The sequence below is a fragment of the Mesorhizobium sanjuanii genome (assembly GCF_002529485.1).
Lineage (GTDB): Bacteria > Pseudomonadota > Alphaproteobacteria > Rhizobiales > Rhizobiaceae > Mesorhizobium > Mesorhizobium sanjuanii.
This window is the reverse complement of record NZ_NWQG01000026.1, coordinates 1-21,794: the sequence shown is the minus strand read 5'-3', so window position 1 is coordinate 21,794 and position 21,794 is coordinate 1. Positions and strand designations below refer to the sequence as shown.

The following is a 21,794-nucleotide window of genomic DNA, read 5'->3' as shown; positions in this document are numbered from 1 at the left end:
CGACGGCAGCGCACGCACGCAGCCGCATCCCGCCGTTCAGGCGGGCGCACGCTGGCCTCCCCCCGCAGCATCGCTGCGGTAGCGGCTGGTCGAGGTCTGGTAGTACTGCGCGCGGATGGCCGCCATTGCCTCGATCAACGCTCCCCACGGCGCGGGAAAGCGTTCTTCCGCCATCACCCGGTGCAGCATTCGCGTATGGCCGGCCAACTCGTCGTTGAGGAACTCCACCACAGGCATAGCCGGATAGCGCTGCCGCAGCAGGATCGCCGCGTTGTCGGCCTCGCCCGCCGACCTGTCCTTGTCGCGTCCATGCAGATCGTTCTGCAGGCGCCCTATCGCGGAGATGAGCCGCAGGACCTGGCGAAACGCCGGACGCGCGCGCAAGGTCGCCATGTCCAGCCCCCACAGCAACGACAGGCAACAGAACACGTTCGTGTAGGCGATCGAATCGATGCCGTTGTGCAGGTACTCGGCGTAAGACCAGCGTTCCGCCCCTACCGCCTGCGCGTGTCCGGCGCGCAGCGCCGCGCAGTAGCACCGGGTGTCGTCGAGCAGCCGAGCATAGTCGCGACGATCGTAGGCGAGCGCGGCCAGCGAAGCGCGCAGCACAGCGCAGCCCTCGAATCCGGGGAGCGCGCACGGCACGCCCTGCCCCAGCGCCTGCTCCACCGCGGCGAGCTCCTCCGGCGCGATCAGGCCAAGGTCGTTGCAATCGTCGAGCCAGAACAGCAGCGCCAGTTCGCGATAGAACGCCACGATCAGCGTTTCGGCCTGCGGATCGCGGCCAGTGCGGGCGCTGGTGTCGCGCAGGCTCGGGTGGATGCGCTGCAGGATGTACTGGCCGCCCCTGACCGCTTCCACGGCATGCTCGTCGGCGAACCCTGTCAGGGAACGCCCCCACTCCAGCACCTGCTGCAGCGCGCGTTCGGTCTGGATCATGGCGCCGCTCCTGCTCCCTCGGCCAGGACACGCCGCCCCCAACGAAGCGCCAGCCACAACCCGGCGAGTTCGGCCACGCGCACGACCCGGGTGGGGCAATACAGTTCCTTGCCGATCCACAGCGCCGTCTGCGGCAATGCATGCGCCACATGGCGAGCGAGCATCCACTCCAGCGCACGCGCCACCGCCTGCGCGATGCGCCGGCGCCCTGTCGGCTCTTCGCTCCCGTCCATCACGTGCAACGCGAACAGCGCATAGGCGGTTTCCTCAAATGAGGATGCGCGACCGGCGCCCCAGCCGCCGTCATCGCGCTGCGCCTGCAGCAGCGCCGCCAGCGCGCGCTCGTCGCGCCACTGGGGCTTGCCTTGCGCCAGCGCAGCGACCGCATGCGCGGTGGGATACAGCCACGAAACGTGCCATTTTTCGTTGTCCCATAGACCGTGCGGGTTGCGATTGGCCTCGACGTAGTAGCTGGTGCCGGCGGCGGGCTTTCCCAACAGTCGCAACGCATGCAGGGCATGGATGTTGGTCGACACCGAGGCATTGCGCTCGCCGGGGAAGGTGACGAATAGCTCGCCGATTTCGAAATCGCGCAACGCATCGACCGGCGGGTCGCGACCTGCAAGGCGCAGGACGCACAACGCAACGGAGGTGTCGTCGGCATCGGCTGCGAAGTGCAAGGCCGGGCCCAGACCGCGCACGCCCATGCGGGCGTCGAGCTGCGCGACGATCACGCGCACGGCATCGGCGAACGCGGGATGCGCGAACAGCCCGGCCAGATGCAGGGTGTACAGCGACCAGCATGGCTCGAATATATTGATCGGCCAGACGTTGGGAACGACACCTTCGATGCCGCTGCGCGTCGCCCGCGATGCCGCCTGCAGATACGCGTCGGTGCGCCCGACCTGCGGCGTGCTCCCATGTGTTACGGCTTGCGCACGCCACGCGGCGGTGGCCGCCGGACTGATGCCAATGCTGCCGTCGTCGTCCGGGCATGCGGTGGTCGGCGACGTTCCCCAGGCTTCCCAGGAGTGCAGCAACGGATGGCCGCTCGGCAACGTCGCCACCGCCCCCAACTTGACAAGGCACGCCTGCCGCAACGGCAACAGCGCCGGGTGGCGCGGAAACCCCACGCCGCCCAGCAAGGATGCGGCCTCGCCGCACAACTGCGGCAGGATCAGCTCCGCGCCGATCGGCGCGTCTTCCGGCACCGAATGCGCGTAGGGATCGGGCTGGCGCTCGAGGAACCGGGTTGCAGCCTGGACTGCGTCGGCAGCGCCGGGAAGAGGATCGGCACGCTGCAATGTCAGCAACGCCGCCCAGGTGGGCGCATGGCGGAACAGCGGGAAGTCCGCGCTTCCCCATCCGCCATCGGCCTGTTGTTGCGCGATGAGCCACGCGTATGCGTCCTGCCGACCGGCGACGTTGCCGTGGAACTGCAGAGCTCGCGCCGTGTCGTAGACGGACGGACCGACGCTGCCGCCGTCGCTCATCTCGATCAGCAGGTGGCGCAATTCGGAAAGGATCTGTTGGGACAGCGCGTTCACGCGGTATGTTCCTTCTGCAGACAGTTGACGGGAACCAGGATCGGGCAGACGCCGCGCACGTCGCCGCAGGCCCGTCGCGGCCCGGCGCACGGGCAGCGCCGGACGGCGCCCTGCTCCGGCGCGGCGACGCGCCCCATGCTGGGGCCGGTCCACCGCATAGGCTTGGGCGCAGCGCGCCGCGTGCGCCGCGGCTGTGCTGGGCAACCGCTGCGATCGCCGCCGCCGACTTGGACACAGTGCAGCATGCACCGCTCACGCCGGCCGATCGATCGCAGCGGCACAGGGGCGACTCCATGCGGACGGGCGCGCTCATGCGCATGGCGCGTGCTTGAACAGATACGCGTTGGCCCGCTGCAGCATCTGCGCCAACCGTTCCGCACGCGTTCCCAGCGGGGCGATGGCCTCCCCGGCGTCGCGCAACAGATCCAGCGCCAACTGGCGCGCTGCCTGCAGCCCCATGATCGACGCACAGGTCGGTTTCTGCGCCGCCGCGTCCTTGCCGGGGGTCTTGCCCAACGTCGCGGTATCCGCTGTCGCGTCGAGAATGTCGTCGACCACCTGCAACGCCAGGCCGAAACAGGCGGAGTAGCGATCGAGCGCACAGTACAGCGCAGCGTGGGCGGCATCTTCCGCGATGGCGCATAGCGCGCCCATGCGAACGGACGCGCGCACTAGTGCTCCGCTCTTCATCCGGTGCATCGCCACGATCCTGTCCAGCTCGACGTGCTTTCCGACCAGCGACAGATCCATGGCCTGCCCGCCTGCGGCACCCTCGGCGGACACCGCCTGCGCCAGTTCGCGCACGAGCGCGATACGGTTGTCGCCCGGCGCATCCAGGCTCGCCAGGGTCAGGAAGGCGTGCGCCTGCAGCGCATCGCCGACCAGGATCGCAGTGGCTTCGCCGAACTTGACGTGCACGGTCGGAAGGCCGCGGCGAAGCACGTCATCGTCCATTGCGGGCAGGTCGTCGTGGACCAGGGTACAGGCGTGCATCATCTCGATGGCGGCGCCGACATCGTCGAGCATGTGCGCCGGCGTGTCGGCCAGTGCGCCGGTAGCCAGACAGAGCAAGGCGCGGGTGCGCTTTCCGCCATGCAAGGTGGCGTAGCGCATCGCCGCCATCAGCTCGGTCTCACCGTCGTCTTCGGCGCAGAGAAGACGCGCCAGCGCCTGTTCGACCCGCCTTGCGCCGTCCTGCATCCAGATCTCCGGCGGCAGCCTGCCGGATGCGCCGCGCGCCTGCGCGTCGTCGTGTAGCGTAGAAGCGGTCTGCATGTCGTTCATGTCCTTGTACCTGGCACGGCCACGGCGAGCGTCCGAGCCGCCGCGGTGTTGGCGGCGTCGCACCGAGCGCGCGCGCCGAGTGCAGCATTGCCGCGCGTCGCCGGCGCAGTTGCCTCGCCACACGGGGCATGCGATGCCAGCTCATGAGAATCCGATGCGGATTTTCATGGACGGATGTGCGGTCGGGAAATAGCGCCGACCTTTTTCGACGGCGCTCAGCAACCGCGGCCGCACCCCGGCCTTGTGCATGGTCAGTGCCAAGGCGATGCAGAACTGCACCATTTCCAGCCATACCAGGTGGTAACCGATGCAGACGTGTGGGCCGGTACCGAACTGCAGCATGTCCACCGGCCGGATCGGCTCCGTGCGTTGCAGCCACCGTGCCAGGCGGAACTGATCAGGCGCCTCGTGCAGCAGCGCAGAGGTCGACAAATGCAGCAGCGGGATGCACAGAGGGGTGCCCGCAGGAATGCGCCGTTGGCCGAGTTGCAATTCCTGCAGCGCGCGACGCGGCAGGAGCGTGGTCGCCGGATGCACGCGCAGCGTCTCGCGGAACAGCGCCTCGGCGACCGGACACTGCGCCAGGTCCGCGTGCCGGGTCGGCACCGCGCCCACGCGTTGCGCCTCCTCGACCAGGGCGTCCCACAGCCCAGGCTGCCGCGCCAGCTCGATCACCATCCAGGCCATCGTCGAGGCGGTGGTGTCGTGACCGGCAAGCAGCAGCAAGCGGATATTGGCGACCAGGACGTCGTCGGAGAGCGCATCGTCGCCGCGATCGAAGGCGCTCACCATGTCATTGATCAACCCAGTGCGCGCGGCCTGCGCGCGCGCGTCGCGGACGAACTGGCGCAACTGCGCGTCGATCCAGTCGCGGGCGGCGCGGCCGCGCCGCAAGGGCAGTCCGGGCAGGTCGACCGGGGGCGCGACGATCAACTGCAGCAGTTGCCGGTATTTGCGATGCCATCCCGGCAGGTCCTGCGCTGGGATACCCATGAGGCTGAAGATGAGCTTGAGCATCAGGTCGCCGGTTTCGCGCAGGATGGTTACGTCGCCGCGGTCGCGCCACGCCTGCACCCGCGCCTGGATGACGGGCGCGAACAGGTTGCCGATGCCGGCCTGGGTCAGCCCCTTGGGCAGGAACGCCGCCTTGATCGCGTCGCGCGCCTGCCGGTGCGCGCCGCCGTCCTGGGCGACCAACGTTCCGCCAAGCAATTCGGGCGCGATCTCTTCGATCAGAGCCGAGGACACGTCCTTGTGCCGGAGCAGTGCGAACGCATCTGGATCCACGCAGGTCATCAGGTGTCCGGCAGGGCCGAAATCCAGCCAGAAGTGGCTGCCCAGCGTCCGTTCCGCGCGCCGCAGCAGGCGCGGCAGGTCGCATACGATGGCGGGAAGATGTCCGACCAGGGGGAAAGCGCCGGGCACGACCGGGATGTCGTCCCGCAGCCGGTGCCGACGGTCCAGCGGGTTGAGCAGCATGTCCATCAGCAGCGCGGCGCCGCGGCCGCTTCGGTGGTGTCGCCAGCAGGCCGCGCGGCGCGGCTGTTGCCACCGTCGGCGTATGTCGGCACATGCGCCAGCATGCCACCGTCGATGCACAGGACCTGGCCGGTGATGAACGCAGCATCGTCGGAGAGCAGGAACGCCACCAGCGCGGCCACGTCCTCGGGGCGGCCGACGCGCTGCAGGAGCTGGTGCCGGCTCAGATGCCGTTGCATGCACTCGTCCAGCTTGGCGAGGAGACGCTCGGTCATGATGAGACCCGGCGCAACCGCGTTGCAGCGGATCTGTGCATGACCGTACTGGGTGGCGAGCGAGGCCGACAGCATGTTCATCGCCGCCTTCGACGCGGCGTAGGACGTCTGCGCGGTGTCACCGCTGAGCCCCTGGCACGACGACATGTTGACGATCGCGCCACCCCCGCGGGCGATCATTCGTGGGATGGCCTCCCGGCAGCAGAGCAGCGTGCCGCGCAGATTGGTCGCCATTGTCTGATCCCAGACCGCCAGGTCCAGCTCGAGGATCGCGCGGTCGCGCGGGGTCAGATGCATGGCGCTCGCGTTGTTCACCAGCAGGTCGACCCCACCGAAGTGCCGCTCCGCCGTCTCGAACAGCGCTGCCACCGCCTGCGCATCGGCGATGTCCATGGCCAGGGCCAGCGCGTGGCCCGCTTCGGCCGCGATCTGCGCGCTGCAGGCGATGGCCGCCGAGCCATCAATGTCGGCCACCACCACTCTGCCGCCCTCGCGCGCGATGGCGAGGGCGCATGCCTTGCCGATGCCGGCGCCGGCGCCCGTCACCACGGCCACCTTGCCTTCAAACCGTCCCACGTGTCCTCCTGGGTTGCGTTGGTCTTTCGCGGCATGCCGCTCAGCCTCCGCCGGAGAAGGCGCAAGGTCGGCGCTGGCGCGCTCGTCATCGCCAGCCTCGCTTTCGATGACCCGAATAGCGGCGACCGGGCACTGGCTGGCCGCGAGCCGCACGGCGGCGTGCAGCGCCTGCGAGACCGTCGCCACGCACACTTCCGCCACGCCGTCCGGTTCGCGCTGGCGAAAGGTGCCCGGCAGCGTCAGCACGCACTGCCCGGTGGTTCCGCACAGATCCTGATCGATCACGACGCGCATCTCAGCCCCCCTGCGCATGCAGCCGCACCGGCAGCGCGCGGAACGTCCTAAGGAACGCGGAGGGTTCCCGGGTCGGCTGCTCGGCCAATGCCAGCGTGGGGAAGCGCGCCTGGATCCGCGGCAGGCTCTCGGCCAACTGCACCCGGGCCAGTTGCGCACCGAGGCAGAAGTGGATGCCGTGGCCGAAGCTCAGCATGATCTTCCCGTCGGTCGACATGCCAGGAGTGGTGCCGTAGAACCGCGCGGGATTGAAGCGGTCGGGGTCGGCGAAGGCGTCCGGGTCGCGATTGCCGGCCGCGATCAGCACGCGCACGTCCGCGTTCTTCGGGATCACCACGCCGCCCAGTTCGATGTCGCGCTGGGCGATCCGCGGAATGGAGCTGAACATGGCAGGCGCGTCGCAGCGCAGGACTTCTTCGACGAATGCCTTCACCCCCACGGCGTCTCCCTGCAGCCAGTGCCGCTGTTCGGGATACGCCAGCATCGCCAGGACCGCATGGTCGATGGTTGCAGCAGTGGTGGCGAAGCCGCCCAGCAGCATGCCCCACAGCATGCTGATCAACTCCGCATCCGACAGCGTGTCGGCATCGTCGTCGTGTACGCCGACCACCATCGACACGATGTCGTTGCAGGGACCGGTGCGCTTGCGCTGTATGAGGTCGCTAAAGTAGGCCTGCACCCTGGCGCTGGCCGCGTCCGCCGCGGCGAGCTGAGGATCGCTGGCGTGTGGGCTCAGGCCTTCCAGAATGGCGCCGATGCCGGCGGCAAGCCCGAACATGTCGTCCTGGGGCATGCCGAACAGTTCGGCGAAGACCAGCATGGGCAAGGCCAGCGCGAATTCCCAATGCAGGTCCACCGCCTCCCCGCGCTCCAGCGCGGGCGCCATGCCGTCCAGGCGCGCTGCGACGATGCGCGCGATGCTCGGCCGCAGGTTGTCGATCTGGCGCATGGTGAAATCGCGCGAGATCAGCCGGCGCAGACGCGTATGCGTCGGTGGGTCCTTCATCGCTAGCGTGGACGCCAGCAGTTTGAGTGACAGGCTGGTCGCCGCACGCGGGAAATAGCGCGCCAGTTCGCCCGGCGCCGGTCCCCGAAACGCATCGCCCGTGGCCTTGAGTGCCCAGTAGATGTCGGCGTGGCGGCTCAACAGAAAGAGGCCCGACGCCGCGCGATGCACCGGATCGTGCTCGCGCAACCACCGCATGAACGGATACGGGTCGTGGATGCACGCTGGCGACGCCAGTTCGGCGAAGGCGTCCCGGCATGCTGCCGTGGTTTCTTGCACGTCCATCTTGGTTACCTGTTGGCTGGCTGATCTGACCGGCGCGCGCTAGGCGCGCCGGCAAATTGCGGAGAAGATCACGATTCCCGGCGGCGTCCGTGCATCACCAGAGCACCGGCAACTCCTCGAACCCGCCAGTGATGATCTCCTTGCGCAACTTCAGTTCTTCGGGCGCCACGGCCAGGCGCAGCGCGGGAAAGCGCTGGAAGATCGAACCGACCACCACCTTGAGTTCCAGCCTGGCCAGCGCCATGCCGATGCAGTAGTGCGGCCCGTGCGAGAACGTCAGGTGCGGATTTTCGTCGCGTCCGATGTCGAAGGTTTCCGGGTCGTCGAAATAGCGCGGATCGAACGACGTCCCCGGCAGGCCGACGAGCACCTTGCTCTCCGCGGGAATATGCACGCCCGCGATAGTCACGTCGGTCCTCGGATAGCGCATGATGCCGTCCCAGCCCGCGCCCGGCGGGTACATGCGCAGGATTTCCTCCACCGCCTTGTCCACCAGGGATGGATCGCCGACTAGGCGTTCGCGCTGTTGCGGATGGCGGAACATGGCCAGCAGGCCGAATTCGATCTGCGCGACGGTGCTCTCGTGCCCCGCCACCAGCATGCCCGCCGCCAGGCCGATCGCCTCTTCCTCGGTCGCATTGCCCTGCTCGACCGCCGCGAGCAGATCTGTCAGCAGGTTGTCGCCCGGATCCTGGCGCTTGTCCCACATCTTGCCACGAATGTAGGCGCGCAGTTCTTCCCAGGCCAGGCGCGACGCGCTGCGAGGGCCGCTTTCATGCTGATGCGTCATCACCTCGTCGGACAGCCCGGCGAAAAAGGCGTGATCCTCGTAAGGCACGCCCATCAGCGCGCTGATGAGCATGGCCGGCAGCGGAAAGGAGAGGTGGCGCTTCAGGTCGGCGGGCTGGGGCTGGGCCGCCAGCGTCTCGAACAACTGCGCGGCGATCGCCTCGACCTGCTGCGCGAGCAGCTTCACCCTGCGGTTGCTGAAGGCAGGCGCCACGATCGTGCGTAACCGGGCATGCTCGCCCCCCTCATGCGAGACCAGCCACCCCGGCGAACCGAGAATCACCGAATCCGGGGTGAATGCCGCCGGCGGCATTCCCGCGGGCCGGAACGCCGCGTCGGACAGCGCCGCCTTGGCCTCGTCGTAGCCTGTCACCCACCAGCCTTCGTGCCCGGAGGGGAAGCGCACGCGGTGGATCGGACCGTTGGCGCGTAGCGCCAACATCTCGGGCGAGGGCTCGATGTGGTCGACGCGCCACATCGGCAGCGTCGGCAAGGGCTGTTCGGACATGGTGGCACTTCACTCTCTAGCGATGGAAGGGCGGAAGGCGCTGCGGGCAGCGAATGACGTAGGACGGCAATTGAACGTCCTGCGCGGCGTAGCCCGACTCGATTATCAAGATCGGCCAACGTGTAACTGCCTAGGCATACCGCGCGGCGAGATGCAGAACTTTACCCTGCGCCTTCGAGTTCAGGATAAGACGAGTGGTGGGCCTTTGAGTCGCAGCCGGCCATCAAGATTTCCTGCGCAAGGGTCGACAAGGGCGGCAGCCTGTTTGGGTACGGGGCGGTTTCGCCGAGGCCCCCTTGCATAGAATGCTATCTGATGCGGATTTGACATTTTGCTTTTCTTTCTCCGTTTCATCGATCGCGGTGTCATCCACGAAATGAAGGTCGGTCGGCGGCTCCCGGCTCCCAACGAAGCAGTCTCAAAACTCGTGCCAATTTGGCCGACCCAGCAGAAGAAAAACATTGTGATTACTTTTCAGCGGATTAGCCTGAGGCCAGACAAGAGCTTGGCGAAATAGGCCGGTGTCGCGGACCCAACAAAGACGACAGAAGAGTGTCGGATAGGCGACACCTTCTTTGTCAGTTGTCCTGTCCTGGAATGATGGCAGGCCACCTGACCCTATTGACCCATAGGAGGTTGGCTCAGGGGTTCACCTGCTTGCTAAGGGGCGCGCTCGAGGCGGCTTGCGGGCGCGTTGCCAATGCAACACTAGCTATCCGCAACACCGCCATCTGGGGCGAAGCCGGCACGGCCTGCGCGTCGGAGTCCAAGAAGTTCGGCGCTTGTGAAATGACGGAATGGCATGTCCGCTATGGCGGTCGCGGCGTGATGACCTACTGGCATGTCGAAAAGGGCTCGACCTGCATTTTCTCGCAACTCAAGCGCTGTTCGTCTTCGGAGGTCGCCGCGATGATCAAGGGCGTGCTGCGACACTGCACCAACGTGGAGATTCAGGGCCAATATTCGACAGCGGCCATGGCCAGAGCGCCGTCGGCGCCGCTTTTTGCCGCCTGCTCGGGTTCACCTGCCGCCACGCCTGAAGGCGATCGCCCGGCAGAAGCTGGCGCCATCAGGCCTGCGCGCTGAATTGCCCAATCTGCTTCCCATTCTTTCCAACGTCATCAACTGAGAGGAGGTTGAGCAGCAGTATGGCCACAGTCAATCTGGGCCGGCCTCGATCTGACTGCCATCCCGAAATATCACAGTCGCAGCGGTGGCCAGAACGACCATCGGAATAGCGTCTGGCCTTCGTTCATCCCGAAGAAGGGATGACCGACCAGTCCGTTTTTCTCGCGCGAATGCGGCAGCTCCATTGCGATCGCGGCAATTCGGATTGGCGCGGGCGCCATGTGCTCCGACCCTGAGGGTTGTCCCGGTCGGCGCGAGCTATCGCTCAGCGGCGATCAAGTCATCGGCTTTCGGAATGACCGGCGACGCTTCGTCTCAACGATTAGGCCGGTCGGGCTGTCGGCCGTATTCTTCGCCTTGAACACGGCGGTTCGCTTCGGTTTTGGTTTGGGTGGCGATTGAGGCTCTACCCTTGGCTCTGGCGTTTGCTTGCCTTTTTGTTTGTCCTTGCGGGCGCAAAGCAAAGCCTTGGCGGTCGCCGCGTCCGCATCCGAGACCACGCTGGCCGGCTTGCCATCGAGATTGACCCGTGCAGCGCCGGCATCCAGTCTCTCCAAGTATTTGGCCATCTTGGTATACGCCAGCAGGGCTCTCCTCAATTCATCATCGGACAGTTCGCCGTCGAGCACCCGAATGTCATGATGGATGCCGATCTTGAGCGGCCTGGGCGCTTTCGGATTGAACGCCGCAGGCCACTTGGCCGATAGATAGCGGAAAAGCTGTGCAGGCGATTTGCCTCGGCTACAGCTCATAAGCCTCGCCCCATTGTTTTCGTTTCCAATTCGGACCTTCCTAGCACTGATATATGCAATGATTTGGAAAAATGAGAATTCGCCCCGCAGGGCAAAGCAGCGGGCGCCTCCTCATTCGGACAGGCGAAGTGCCTGGTGGGCCGAGCAGGATCGGCGCCAATCACGCCGAGCCGTCCCGATAGAGTTCACAGCCATACATTAGGGTCGGTGGAATGCTGTTCCCCCATATCTCCGCAAGCTCATTGACCCTTGGCAGTGCATCTCAAACGCCGGCAGCGAAAAAGACTCGACGGCCCTCCGCGGAGGGCCGTCAGCGAGTAGGACCCGAAACCGTCGCGGCTCCTCTCACCCGTTCGGCCGTTCCGTCGTACCAGGGCGTCGCGTAGCGCGAAAGCTACTCAGGCGACCGTTCCGTGATCTCGGCCGGATCGACGCCGCCCTTGGACAGGAAGGCAGGCGAATGGCTGGCAAAAAGCGTTCCGCCGCAACCCGGCGTCGATCCCCAGAACCTGGCGCGGGCGCGGCGGAACTGCCGGGCGGCGGGCATTCCGGAATAGCTGCCGCCGATGACAATAGGCGCAGCGAAATTCAGAAGGTTGTGGGCGACAGGCTTCGGACTCCCATTCGATTGCCGACTCGGCTCATGCCTTGACGGGCAATATTCTGAGGATGTTTGCACATCACGTTCATGGTTGCCACCATGGAGATCGCCTCAGAAGCGGCGCCCAATCGGAAACATTAGCACCTCCGCGTTTTGGCTCGGCTGCTTGAACTCCTCGACGGCAACTGCCTCAATTAGCAGATCCAAGGCTTCGCGCCCCCTCTGGCTCATCGGGTCATCGCCTCGCAGGTAATGATACGCTCGATCTAGATGCACTCGCGCGGCGGAAAAATCGCTTGTCATATGACCCTCTCAGTTGCCGCCCGCGTTAGCCGTCTACGAGGTGAGGGTCACGCAATCGTCAATATCCACAGACGGATTTGATTTAAATCGCAGATGATCCGGGAGAAACCAAACACCGGCTTGTCCTATGCGAGAGCTCCTTGATTATGTCGCCGGCGGGTCCGGTGGACTCTGCAATAGGGTTGCCAAGCGAGCCCTGCACTGTCCGGGCCATATTGTTTATTTTCGGCGCCAAGAGACCTATCGGGACGCTCTTGTCGCCGAGTAGAGGCTGAGGAATGACCCACAGTTAGCGGCTCGTAATCATGCGGGGCGTAGCCAAGAAGCATCACAGCACCTGCCCAATCACATTTGACCCTAAAGACCCGGCACCCAGATTGTGCCGAGTCTTTTTCTGTCGTTAGGGCGGCGTGATCCAATTGAGCGGGTCAGGAATAATGTCCCAGCACGGCGATCAGGAACCTTCTTAAGCCCGTCACCGACTTCAGAAAGCCGACGGGAGCTGCAACGACTTGACTAGGGGTGCCCTGCGAGCTTGACGGTGTCAGCCCCGAACGCGCCTTGTTGGCTGTGTGCCAGTCCCTGACCGACAGCGGATTGCGACATGACAACTTCTCCACATCGGAGGTAATCGTGGCGAAGTGCCTGCGCGCGAAGCGCCAGGAAAGGCCGGTTAAAGAGCCGGCCCGCTTGCAGGAATCGAACTCATGGATGACTGAGGCGTCGGCATCCTCGATGCCCATTGCTTGGCAGGACGCCATTATGGCTTTTCTGCGTTCTGTCTTATCGCTGTGACATTTCCCGCACAGGATGACGTTAACGACACTCTTTCCGCGTGAGGTGAGGCGATGAGAGCAGGTTAGAGTGACGCGCGGCAGGGAGGGCAGGAGGCGATGGCAAAGGCTGAAACTCGGTAAGACGGCGCAGACCGTCACGCTTGCTACAAAGAGAATGTTCTTCGAAGAGTATCGTTATTCCGGCGTCGCGAGGCTCGGCGGGCTGAAGGAGGGCGCTGGCAATGATGCGGTCAGGGATGGTTGGCACGATCCACGCCAGGCACCTGCATGGATCACCCCGCAAAAGTGGCGGACGGGACCTGGAATCGAGCCGACATTGCGAGATTTTCGCGGCCGCGGCGGCTTCGCTGTCTGCTGTCCGCAGGGCGAAGCGCGCATCAGATGAGGGCCAGCGGCGGGTGCACCGGCGCCCGAACCGCGGGATGACGAACACGATCTTCGCCGGCTAGGACAGCGCCACCGCGAACTTAATGTTGGAGGCGCTACGCCGCTCGATCTAGCGGAGGCGTGGCGAGTCGATGCGGCCGGCCGGCAAAACCCGCGCTGCAGCTCGATTTCGGGAAGGATCCCTTGCCGCTTAAATATGATTCACCGATGAAGGTTAGGGTGTCGACCATCTCGAGGTGTTCGTCGCCAATGATTATCCGGGCGGCTACTGGACAATGCCAATTATTCGACATCACTCCGAATTCCAGTCTGCCATTTATGCGACTATGGAAGAACAGAGAACGAACATCTGACCGCCAGAATGTCTGTGCTGTGAACAGCAATGCCGCATCGAAGGTCTCGGCTGGCCGTTAGCGACCTGGTAGCTCACGGGAGCGAAAAACGGACGTTCGACCGAGAAAGGCTAAGGTCTCAGAACGACCCCTCCGGAGACGTTCGAAAGGTGCGCTTGCGAGCCGCAGCCAGCATTATACTCGGAACGATTTGATTCGAAAGACACGCGTGTCTCCAACGCCGGTCGTAAAGCGCTGGCGATCGAAAGTCGCCGGCGACACGTACCAGGCCTGGTTCACCCTGTACGACGCGCTGAATGCGGCGGCGGCCACGGTCTGAATCTTATTTCCGGTTAGGCCTATCTCGAAATTCAGCCCGTCGCGGACAGACCACGCCTCGTAGCGCTCTGCCAGGGCTTGGAGGACCATGGCAGGGTCACCGGCGTTGCACGTTCGGATGTTGCCGCTATCTTGCCCGCGCACCGCGACCTCGGCAGCGATCTGCGCGATCTTAGAGCGCGAGTTTTGCTTCTCGCTTACCATCACCTCGATGAGGTCATAGTCGCGCTCCTCCACCAGTTGGATTAGCCGTTCGTGCTTGGAGGATGCGAACGCAAAGAGCCCCCTTAAACGTGTGCCGTCGGAATCATCTGGCAGCTGCGGTGTAGAGCGGTACGGCCCGTCTTCGCCAGTCAGGACACCTTTAAGGGATAGCAGCAGTTGGTGATGGTTGTCGGAGGTGAATGCCTTCACCACCTCGTCCAGGTCGGCCTCCAGCGGGAAGTAGTGTTCCGCGGCGGTGTAAGCGACATCGACGCGACTCGAACTGATCAACGCTTCCCGTATCAACTTGAAGATCGCTGGTTTGGCCAGGCCAGTGACATCGATGACGGATCGCTCGCCGAGCGAAATCGAGGCACCTTTTAGGAAGTCGGCGTAGTCGATGATGCGAACACTGGCCCCGGACTCTTCGACCAGTTGCAGTATATCATTCGAGTATCCGGGCTCGGGATAGCGCAGAGCGACAACCTGCCGTGGCCGGGTGGCTGCGAGCAGGCGGGCGGCCGAAGCCTTAGTACGTTCTTCGAACCCCAGCGCGAGCATCACGACCGTGTCAACGCCGCCTTTCGAAAGCTGCGTGAAATCCAACTCCTCGATCGTCGGCAGGGGCAGATGTGAGTCCTTAAGCAAGCGCTCGGTCGTGGTCAAATCCTTCTCTTCAGGAAGCTTCGGCATTGGGAGCGTGAGGTCCAGCGCACCCTGCCGCGTTCTCGATCTCGAGGAGGCGGCAATGGGCGCTTCAACCTCTTCGGCGTCGTCGCCGGCTTCGGAAGCCGATCGCAGATTCCTCATCAGGATCGCCTTGCCGTCCGCGGGGTTGGAAAGCCAGTCCTCAAGGTCCTTCCCGGACAGCTCGAAACGATCGCGCTCCGCCAGACCGATGAAATTCACCAAACCGTAGATCTTCCGGAAGGTGAGCTTGAATTGCTGAGTGGGGTTCGAGTCGCGCGTCTTGGTGCGGGCCGCCCCGCCGGTGAATACGAACACGCCCGCGTCCACTAGCTCGCGTAGCCGTGCCATCTGCTCGTCTGGATCGCCGGTGGTGATCCGCACGTAGATGCTAGCGTACTGCCTAAGGCGCCGCCGGCCGCCGCGCTTTCCGGACTGGATCAGCAGCTCATGGGCGGCTTCCGCGAAGGACTGGGCGACTGCTTTTAAGTTTCCTTCCCGCCGGTCAAGCAGGTAAAGGTGCCGGGAGCAGTAATCCTGGAAGACGTTATTTTGAACGTCGTCCGCAACTGGGATACGTCCCCCCGAGCGCGTGAGCATGTTCTCATAGATGGTAATTACGCTCCCGATGTCTCCGACGCACACGGCCGTCAGTGCCGTCAGGCCCCTATAGACTCGCTTGCGGTCGTTGGAGTCTGGCTTTGAGCTTGCGATAATCTCCGCTATCTGCTCACGCGGTACGTCGCCCAGCACTTCGGACGGGCGGCCACGGGGATGCCCCGGGTAGAATCTAGCCCGCTGCTGCAGAATCATCTCCACGAATGGCTTGCCCTCGCGGTCCTTCAACCGCTGATTCACCTCCGCGCCGAGGTCAAAGGTGGCGAAGTCTCGCCAGTGCGCGGCCGGGTTGACGGTGCCCGGTGACTTGAGGCTGAGGAAAATGGTCTGCGCCTCGGACGTCATCTTGAAGGCGCAGTTGGGATTCTGAAAGATCAGGGCTGAAAGCACATCCTCGACGCGATCCGGTTCCATGTAGCGAGTGGATACATCGTCGAGCAGGAACAGCACTTGAGCCGAGGTCCAGAGCGTCGACGCGTTTCGGATTGATTCGGCAAGATTAGCAAACGCGTTGGCCGGATGCGAGGCTAGTCGGATATCGCTGTCGCTGCGGCTGAGGTTCACCAGCAAGCTGCTGAGGTGCCGCTCCAGCTGTTCGACGGTCGCCAAGTCCGCCCTGGCGGGGCTGGGATCAAGAGCGGCCAGGACTGCGGAAAGGAGCACGGCATGGGCATCGTGCCTGACCTTTTGTGGGGAAATGTCCCGCAGGTGCGCCAGCGCGCGGGCGGCCTCAAGCGCATAGGCGACAAAGAGGCGGGGAAACAGATCCCTAGTCTGCGACTCTGTGCTCTGGCCCACGTTAAGCAGGCGCTGGGCCGATACAAAAAGTCCGACGTAATTATCCTTCGCCAGGCGCGTCATGACGTCCGCGTCGGACTCATCCGCATGCCGCGCCGCACGCGCATGAAACTGCACAGCACGAAGCAGCAGCGTTTTGCCGCAGCCGCGCATACCGGTCATCACCAACGGGCCGGGCGCACTGATCCGCGCGAGCCAAGTGCCATCCGGATCGACGAGGAGCTGTGGGACGTGCCAAGCGTCCAGGGTCTGGGCGTTGTACGATGCATTGAAAGTTTTCAGCACAAGCGGATTGCGCCAGGGCCGCCAAGGCTCAGATGTCTTGAAGTACTGCTCCTCGATCAGATGAACGAAATCATCGGCATCTGGAGTTCGCTGGTTCTCAAGTGCGGGGACGATGCTCTGGGCAATCATCTGAAGCGCGTTGGCCACCCGGCTATCCAAGTCACTGATCGTGTCGGGTTCGCGGAGCAAAACCTCCGTCAAGGCTTGGATGTGCCGCCCGATCCAGTGCAAATCGCCCAGATAGCCGTTCCCCGACCTGCGGTCAGGCGCGACGGAGCCCAGATCGATCGCCACGACCCGCACGGACGCATCCATAGCGCCCTGGCGGTACTTCCCTGGCGTCAGCCGCCCGACGATGATGTTTGAGGCGTGGAGGTCGTTGTGGTTGACCAGCCGGCTCTCTAGCTCAGCCTTGAGCCGGAAGAGGTCGGCGGCGACCTGGGCTGCCGTGCCCGCCAGTAGCTTCTCCGCCCCCGTAAAGAGGTCGGAAAGCGGCGCCCCTTCAACGTAGTCCAGGACCGCGACGTGGCAGGTCGCCGAAAAGTCCCCGAAGACTACGTCCGCGTCGAAGACATCGGAGATGCCGACCACGTACTCCGCGCCGTCGGCCACTTGCGCATGGCGCGCGCTCTCGGCGTTGAAGTCCTTTTTGAAGTACGTGTAGAGAGACGTAGGACTTACCTTGAGAACATGCTTTGTTTTCAGGGCGCCGGTCTTCTCGGCGACGTAGGTGCAGGCATAAAATCCCCGCCCGAGAGGCTTTATGATCCGATACGAGCCTATGGTTTCAGGCGACGCGCTAAGGGGAAAGCCAAACGGACGGTTGCAGGTTGGGCAGCATTGCTCAAGCGCCTTCTCCGCAAAGTCGTTGGCGGGGCAGGCAAAACAACAGAACTTGGCCAGATCGGGCATTGATGCATCCCACGGTTTGCTCGTCCTTTGGTAACATGATGCGGATGCATTCGCACAGACACGCGGCAAAGGTGACGCGCATCTCAGAAGGGCAGCGAACACTTGCCAGTGGCTACCCCCGTCTCGACCAGGATGCCGGGCTGGACCAGCAACCTCACGCCTGGGAGATGCGGAAGGCCGTGTCTCCCTTAGGTTCGCCCTGGAACTCCATGACGGTCGTCTCAGCGGCTACGAACAGCGATGATGGACCACCAGCGGTGCTCTAAAGCTCGGACTGGAGTGCCACCTCAGGCGAGAGCCTCGCTCGCGTCCTCGGAAGCAGCCGAGCAGGATAGAGCTCACGATGAGTGTCGAGGGCTGATGTCACCCGACGCGGTGGGCGCTATAGATCGATGAAGTCGACGCCCACACGCGACAGGTGTTGACCGGCCGCCAGCAGGAAACGGGTGGCGAACGTCCCCCGAAGCTGCGCGACCACGGTAAACGCGGTGCCGACTTCACTATGGGCGGCTGGCGCGGGCTCTCCGGCCTCGGCTGGCGCCTCTGCCGCCGCAGTGGTCGGGGCCGCTCCAACCACCGTCGGGCCGAAGGCGCTTGGTGCCATCGTGGACGCGAACCATCCAGTCAGCATAGGAGGAGAATTTCCATCGCGGACGACGCCAGCGCCATTTGGAAGCAGAATCACCTTCAGCGAAGGCTGTCGGTTGAGTGCGTTCAACGCCGTCAGCACGGCCGGCCCCTTTTCCGTGGCGATGACGATGTGCTCGCCTGTGGAATATTTGTCCGTCGATGGCCGCGGGCTCAGCCGGATAACCTGCATAAGCACCGGCCCAGTCTCCCTCGGTTCGAGGTCGCAGGCTGGCGAGACGCAGAGCCAGTAGTGAGCCCCATCTGATTGTAGAACCGAGCCCGTCGTTATGTGGCCACCGCGGAATTCGTCGGACATCATGAAGGCGTTGACGGCGGGCAGGACCTTCTCCTGCCAGTCGCATGCCGTATCCGCGGCTACGTGAGCCAGCTGCCGCGCCCTGACATGGCGGCTGCTCTCACCCAGCCCCGGGGCGCTGAGCGCAGTCGACAACCGCGCCGAGAGCATGTGGGTTGCGGTCTCGGTGATCTTCAAGTGCGTTGCCAGCCTACGGCGGATGAGGTCGACGAACCGGTCGATAAGGCTCTGAGCCGAGCCTGCTACCGCGACAGCCTCCATCTTGCCGGCGGCCGCGTCGTCGGATTCGAGCAGATAGAGACCGAGACCGAGGCACAGGTTGTCGTCCAACCAAGCCTCATGATCCGCGACGGCTTCTAGTTCCAAGGCGTTCTGGATCTCTGATAGCACCAGACGGTAGAAGTTCGGACGCCATGCTCGTAGGGCTGCACCCACCCGGTTCCAGACGTAGTTACCCTCATCCTGGTCGGCACCCGCCTTCAGCTTGTCGACGACGGCAACGAAGCAGCTGCCGCAGTGGATCCACATCGCGCCTGCAACGCCGAGGTCGCACCGAAGCTCAAGGATTGGCCCCTCGGCAGGCGTGTAACCCTCGGAAACCTGCTGGATCCAGCGTCTCGCAATGTAACTTGTCAGCGGCCGAAGGCTGCGCAGGTGCATGCCAGCCTCGGCCATGGCGGCCTGTATGTCCGCTTTCCAAGGCGTCTCGCCGCGGGTGAGGTAGGCCACCAGCCCTGCCGAGTCGACCTCGCGGAACTCCTCGCGGTCCAGGATTGCCGCAGCCTCGCCTAAGACCTCTGCTGTCGGAACGAGCTTCGGATCGGGAGGCGCGACGCCCCGCATCGCCGCTGCCGCCGCCAGGGCGACCTTAGTTAGCGGATCGTTGGTATATAGTACGACTAGATTGAAATGAGCCGAGACGGCGAGGTGCCGAAGGATCTCCAGCGCTGTCTTGGGCCCGCCTGCGCCGAGCTGGTAGTCCAGCACGACCAAGTCACTTTTCCGAGCCTTGTCGATCAGCTCCAGGTCAGCATCCTCCGGATTCCGCCAGTTCTCGATGTCGCAGATGAGCCCGCGTTGATGGAAGAAGCTGTAGAGGTTGGCCGCCCGCTTGAACTCTTTGAAGTCGTCCTTGAGGTTCGCCCCGTGCATCTGAAGATAGGTCGGAAATTGGTCGTCGATCAAAACCGCGGTTCGGATCGCGTCGTCGCGAAAGCTCCGCACCACCGCGTCGGCGAAGTTGGCTTCAAACTGCGCCGTTTCCATCGCCCACCCCACGAAGTTCGATGATGAAGTTGGCGCCCGGCAGGACGTGGGGGTCCGAGTCCTCGGCATACCTTATCGAGTGACGCCCAGCCTCCAGGTTCACTCGACTCAGATACAGTCCGACCCCCCTACCGGACAAACGCTTCGTGAAGAAGAGCTGGAAAAGTCGCCAGACGTCGTCGCGATCAACGCCCGGTCCCGTATCGGCGACCACTATCTTGCCGTCAACGAAGTCGAGCCGCACCACCCGCTCCGACGATCTCGCCACCCAGTAGATCGCGTTGTTCACCAGATTGATGAACACCGGGAAGATCCGTGATCGCATCTCTGTGAAGCCGATTTCGTCGAATGCGGGTGTCGTCTCGAACAGGATCTTGTTGTCCTCGAAGGTCGAACCGAAGAACTCGCGGACGTAGTCGCCGATCAGCCGACCGGTCATGCGTTCGCGGATCCGCGCCCCAGCGAGCTGCAGGGGCGACAGGAATCGTAGCTTCTCAGTCAGCGCCCTGTGCGCCTCGAGCGCCTGCCGGTACGCCTTGCTGCCCTTCACCTCGGACGGAAGCATCTCGAGGTTCCGACTTACCTCCCCATCGAGCGACTCGAGCTCGTGGCCGATGATCTCCACGGTGATTCCGAGCTGGGCGACTGCGTTCAGATCTCGGACCCTGCGGTCAAGATCCTCCCGATCCTCATCGACCGCGGCCAGCGCGGTCTCGATGTCGACGCCTTCCACTATACTGCCGACGTTGCGGATGATCGGGCGATAGCGCTCGGCGAATTCCGTCTCCAGCTGGAGACGGTTCGTCTCCAGCAAGGCCAGGACATCGGCGAGGTTCGTCGCCTTTGTGACGTCGCGGACGATGGGCGCGGTCGCCCGCTCGTAGCGGGTGTGGTCGTCTGCCAGGTTGGCCGTCCATTGCTCCATCAGGGCGCGGAAGCCTTCGCGCACCTCTCCCTGATAGCCGTCGAGCACCACGTCGAGCGCTTTTCGATGATGGAGCTGCACGGCACGGGCCACCTCCTTCGGCGATGCTGCGCCCTGCGCCGCCTCCAGTGCCCGGAGCGCCTCCTCCGATAACCGGACCAGATCGGTCGCCTCGTCGATTTCGTCGCGCAAGTTGCGATAGGTCTGCTCCGCCTCGCCGAGGTTGTTCGGGACGTCGAGAGGCGTGACTTCGGCGATCTCGGCGCGGGTACGCTCGAGCTCGCCTCTCAACAATGCGAGCGCGTCGCGGTCGGGGAGTGTGTTCGCGTCGTCGAGCTTGTCAGCCACGTTCCGGGCTCGTTGGCTGATCGAAGGCATCCTTACGCTGGCGGAGGCCAGATATTGCCGAAATGCCGACTTTCGCGCCTTGCGGGCCTGATCCGCCGCCTTCTTGCCCTTCTGATTGCGCTTCTGGGCCTCCGCGATGCGCTCCGGTCGCTCGGGTGCGTCCGTGCCAAAATAGTCCGCGGCAAGCTTGATTAGTAGGTCTTGGACCAGCAGCCGTAGTTCCCGACTAGCGCGGTTCTCGACCAACCCTTCACGACCAGCCTTATCACGAAGTCCCGGATTATTGGCTCTGCTGAAGGCCAATCGGCCAAAGCTTCTCCGATGGGCCCAAAAGTACCGACCAGCGTGCTTTTGCCGCTTTTCTTCGAGCGCGAAAAAGTCCGCGTCGGCCGAGCCGTATGGCATGACACGCAGTCCATCTCGATAGACCCTCACACCGCCATATTTGTCGACCTGATCCGCGAGGTCCTTATGCCGTCGCGCATTGTGGGTCGAATTGGCCGCAAGCTGCTCGAACGTTCCAATCGCGAAGTCGAATGCTCCCGGCTTGTCTCCCCGCCCCTTGGGCAGTGGCCGTTGCGGGGGGATGATCCGCTCACCGAGGTCTTGACCAAAGGCGCGGACGACACCTCGGAACACACCGTTGTCGTCGAAGCGGCCCTCGACCGTATGTTCGAGCTGGTGGAAGTCATCCAGATCGAACACGTCGGTCGACGACAAGACGCGGCGCGGCGTGGCCCCGCGGAACGTAAGCACCTCGTATCCAAACTCGACCGGATGATCAGTCAGAGTATCAGTAAAGCCCGTGAGGATGTCGGTCAGGCGCTCCTTAACGTTTTTGGCTTCCTGATCCTCGTGCGATGCGTCTAGCCACACTGATAGCTCATGGTGTGCTCCGAGCAAATACAGAGCGGTGCCTTTCGCCGAGAGGTCGACCGTGACCGGCCACTCGTCGAGATGTCGCTGATGGAGCGGAATATCCTTCCAGAACTCGACGATACAGTCCGCCGTCGAGACCTTACCATCTGCCTCCTCGTCGTTGGCGAACCGTCGCCATGGCTCGGTGAGCTCGCGGATTCCGTCATTGCCGACGGGGCCGAGGTTGTTCAGGACGACTTCGACCATCCGCGGCAACTCGGTGAGGACGGCGACGTCGTCTGCGAATGTGCGAACTGGGATTATGA

General features: G+C 64.0%; 14 protein-coding genes and 2 pseudogenes. 1 reads left to right on the top strand and 15 read right to left on the bottom strand.

Annotated features, from left to right (window positions below; genetic code table 11):
• Positions 1–36: 36 nt before the first annotated feature.
• The 8 genes and pseudogenes from CN311_RS05840 to CN311_RS05810 all read right to left on the bottom strand — a co-directional run bounded on the left by CN311_RS05840 (position 37) and on the right by CN311_RS05810 (position 8,982).
• The gene (locus tag CN311_RS05840) at positions 37–939 is read right to left on the bottom strand and encodes a terpene synthase family protein (RefSeq protein ID WP_097572436.1); all 903 of its coding nucleotides are present in this window, start codon (positions 937–939) and stop codon (positions 37–39) included.
• Positions 936–2,486, bottom strand: a complete 1,551-nt coding sequence (locus CN311_RS05835; RefSeq protein ID WP_097572435.1) for a hypothetical protein — start codon at positions 2,484–2,486, stop codon at positions 936–938. The genes CN311_RS05840 and CN311_RS05835 overlap by 4 nt, the downstream gene beginning before the upstream one ends.
• Positions 2,487–2,795: 309 nt before the next feature.
• Positions 2,796–3,761: a polyprenyl synthetase family protein gene (locus CN311_RS05830; RefSeq protein ID WP_097572437.1), complete on the bottom strand. Its 966-nt coding sequence runs from the start codon at positions 3,759–3,761 to the stop codon at positions 2,796–2,798.
• 150 nt (positions 3,762–3,911) lie between these two features.
• Positions 3,912–5,255: a cytochrome P450 gene (locus tag CN311_RS05825; protein WP_097572434.1), complete on the bottom strand. Its 1,344-nt coding sequence runs from the start codon at positions 5,253–5,255 to the stop codon at positions 3,912–3,914.
• A complete protein-coding gene (locus CN311_RS05820; protein WP_246707487.1) occupies positions 5,255–6,100 on the bottom strand; it encodes an SDR family oxidoreductase in 846 nt (281 codons plus the stop codon). Before CN311_RS05820 ends, CN311_RS05825 begins: the two co-directional genes overlap by 1 nt.
• A 6-nt stretch (positions 6,101–6,106) precedes the next feature.
• A pseudogene (locus CN311_RS33310) lies at positions 6,107–6,394 on the bottom strand (ferredoxin); the annotation flags it as partial.
• A 1-nt stretch (position 6,395) separates the two neighbouring features.
• On the bottom strand, positions 6,396–7,685 hold the full coding sequence (locus CN311_RS05815; protein WP_097572432.1) for a cytochrome P450: 1,290 nt from the start codon (positions 7,683–7,685) through the stop codon (positions 6,396–6,398).
• A 94-nt stretch (positions 7,686–7,779) separates the two neighbouring features.
• A complete protein-coding gene (locus CN311_RS05810) occupies positions 7,780–8,982 on the bottom strand; it encodes a cytochrome P450 (protein WP_097572431.1) in 1,203 nt (400 codons plus the stop codon).
• 618 nt (positions 8,983–9,600) lie between these two features.
• Between CN311_RS05810 and CN311_RS05800 the strand changes: the two are divergent.
• Positions 9,601–10,108, top strand: a pseudogene (locus CN311_RS05800) (Tn3 family transposase); the annotation flags it as partial.
• A 277-nt stretch (positions 10,109–10,385) separates the two neighbouring features.
• Here the strand turns inward: CN311_RS05800 and CN311_RS05795 are convergent.
• The 7 genes from CN311_RS05795 to CN311_RS05760 form a co-directional block, all read right to left on the bottom strand.
• A complete protein-coding gene (locus tag CN311_RS05795) occupies positions 10,386–10,862 on the bottom strand; it encodes a ProQ/FINO family protein (RefSeq protein ID WP_097572429.1) in 477 nt (158 codons plus the stop codon).
• A 394-nt stretch (positions 10,863–11,256) separates the two neighbouring features.
• Positions 11,257–11,409: a hypothetical protein gene (locus CN311_RS32475; protein WP_165779604.1), complete on the bottom strand. Its 153-nt coding sequence runs from the start codon at positions 11,407–11,409 to the stop codon at positions 11,257–11,259.
• A 165-nt stretch (positions 11,410–11,574) separates the two neighbouring features.
• Positions 11,575–11,766, bottom strand: a complete 192-nt coding sequence (locus CN311_RS33305) for a hypothetical protein (RefSeq protein WP_097572428.1) — start codon at positions 11,764–11,766, stop codon at positions 11,575–11,577.
• Positions 11,767–12,194: 428 nt separating this feature from the next.
• Positions 12,195–12,509: a hypothetical protein gene (locus CN311_RS05785; RefSeq protein ID WP_097572427.1), complete on the bottom strand. Its 315-nt coding sequence runs from the start codon at positions 12,507–12,509 to the stop codon at positions 12,195–12,197.
• A 968-nt stretch (positions 12,510–13,477) separates the two neighbouring features.
• Positions 13,478–17,125: an ORC-CDC6 family AAA ATPase gene (locus CN311_RS05775; RefSeq protein WP_097572425.1), complete on the bottom strand. Its 3,648-nt coding sequence runs from the start codon at positions 17,123–17,125 to the stop codon at positions 13,478–13,480.
• A gap of 382 nt (positions 17,126–17,507) precedes the next feature.
• Positions 17,508–19,337 carry a response regulator receiver domain gene (locus CN311_RS05765; protein WP_097572423.1) on the bottom strand — a complete coding sequence of 610 codons (1,830 nt, stop codon included), beginning with the start codon at positions 19,335–19,337 and terminating at the stop codon, positions 17,508–17,510.
• Positions 19,318–21,735, bottom strand: coding sequence for an ATP-binding protein (locus CN311_RS05760; RefSeq protein WP_133117141.1), 2,418 nt, complete (start codon positions 21,733–21,735; stop codon positions 19,318–19,320). The genes CN311_RS05765 and CN311_RS05760 overlap by 20 nt, the downstream gene beginning before the upstream one ends.
• Positions 21,736–21,794: the final 59 nt, after the last annotated feature.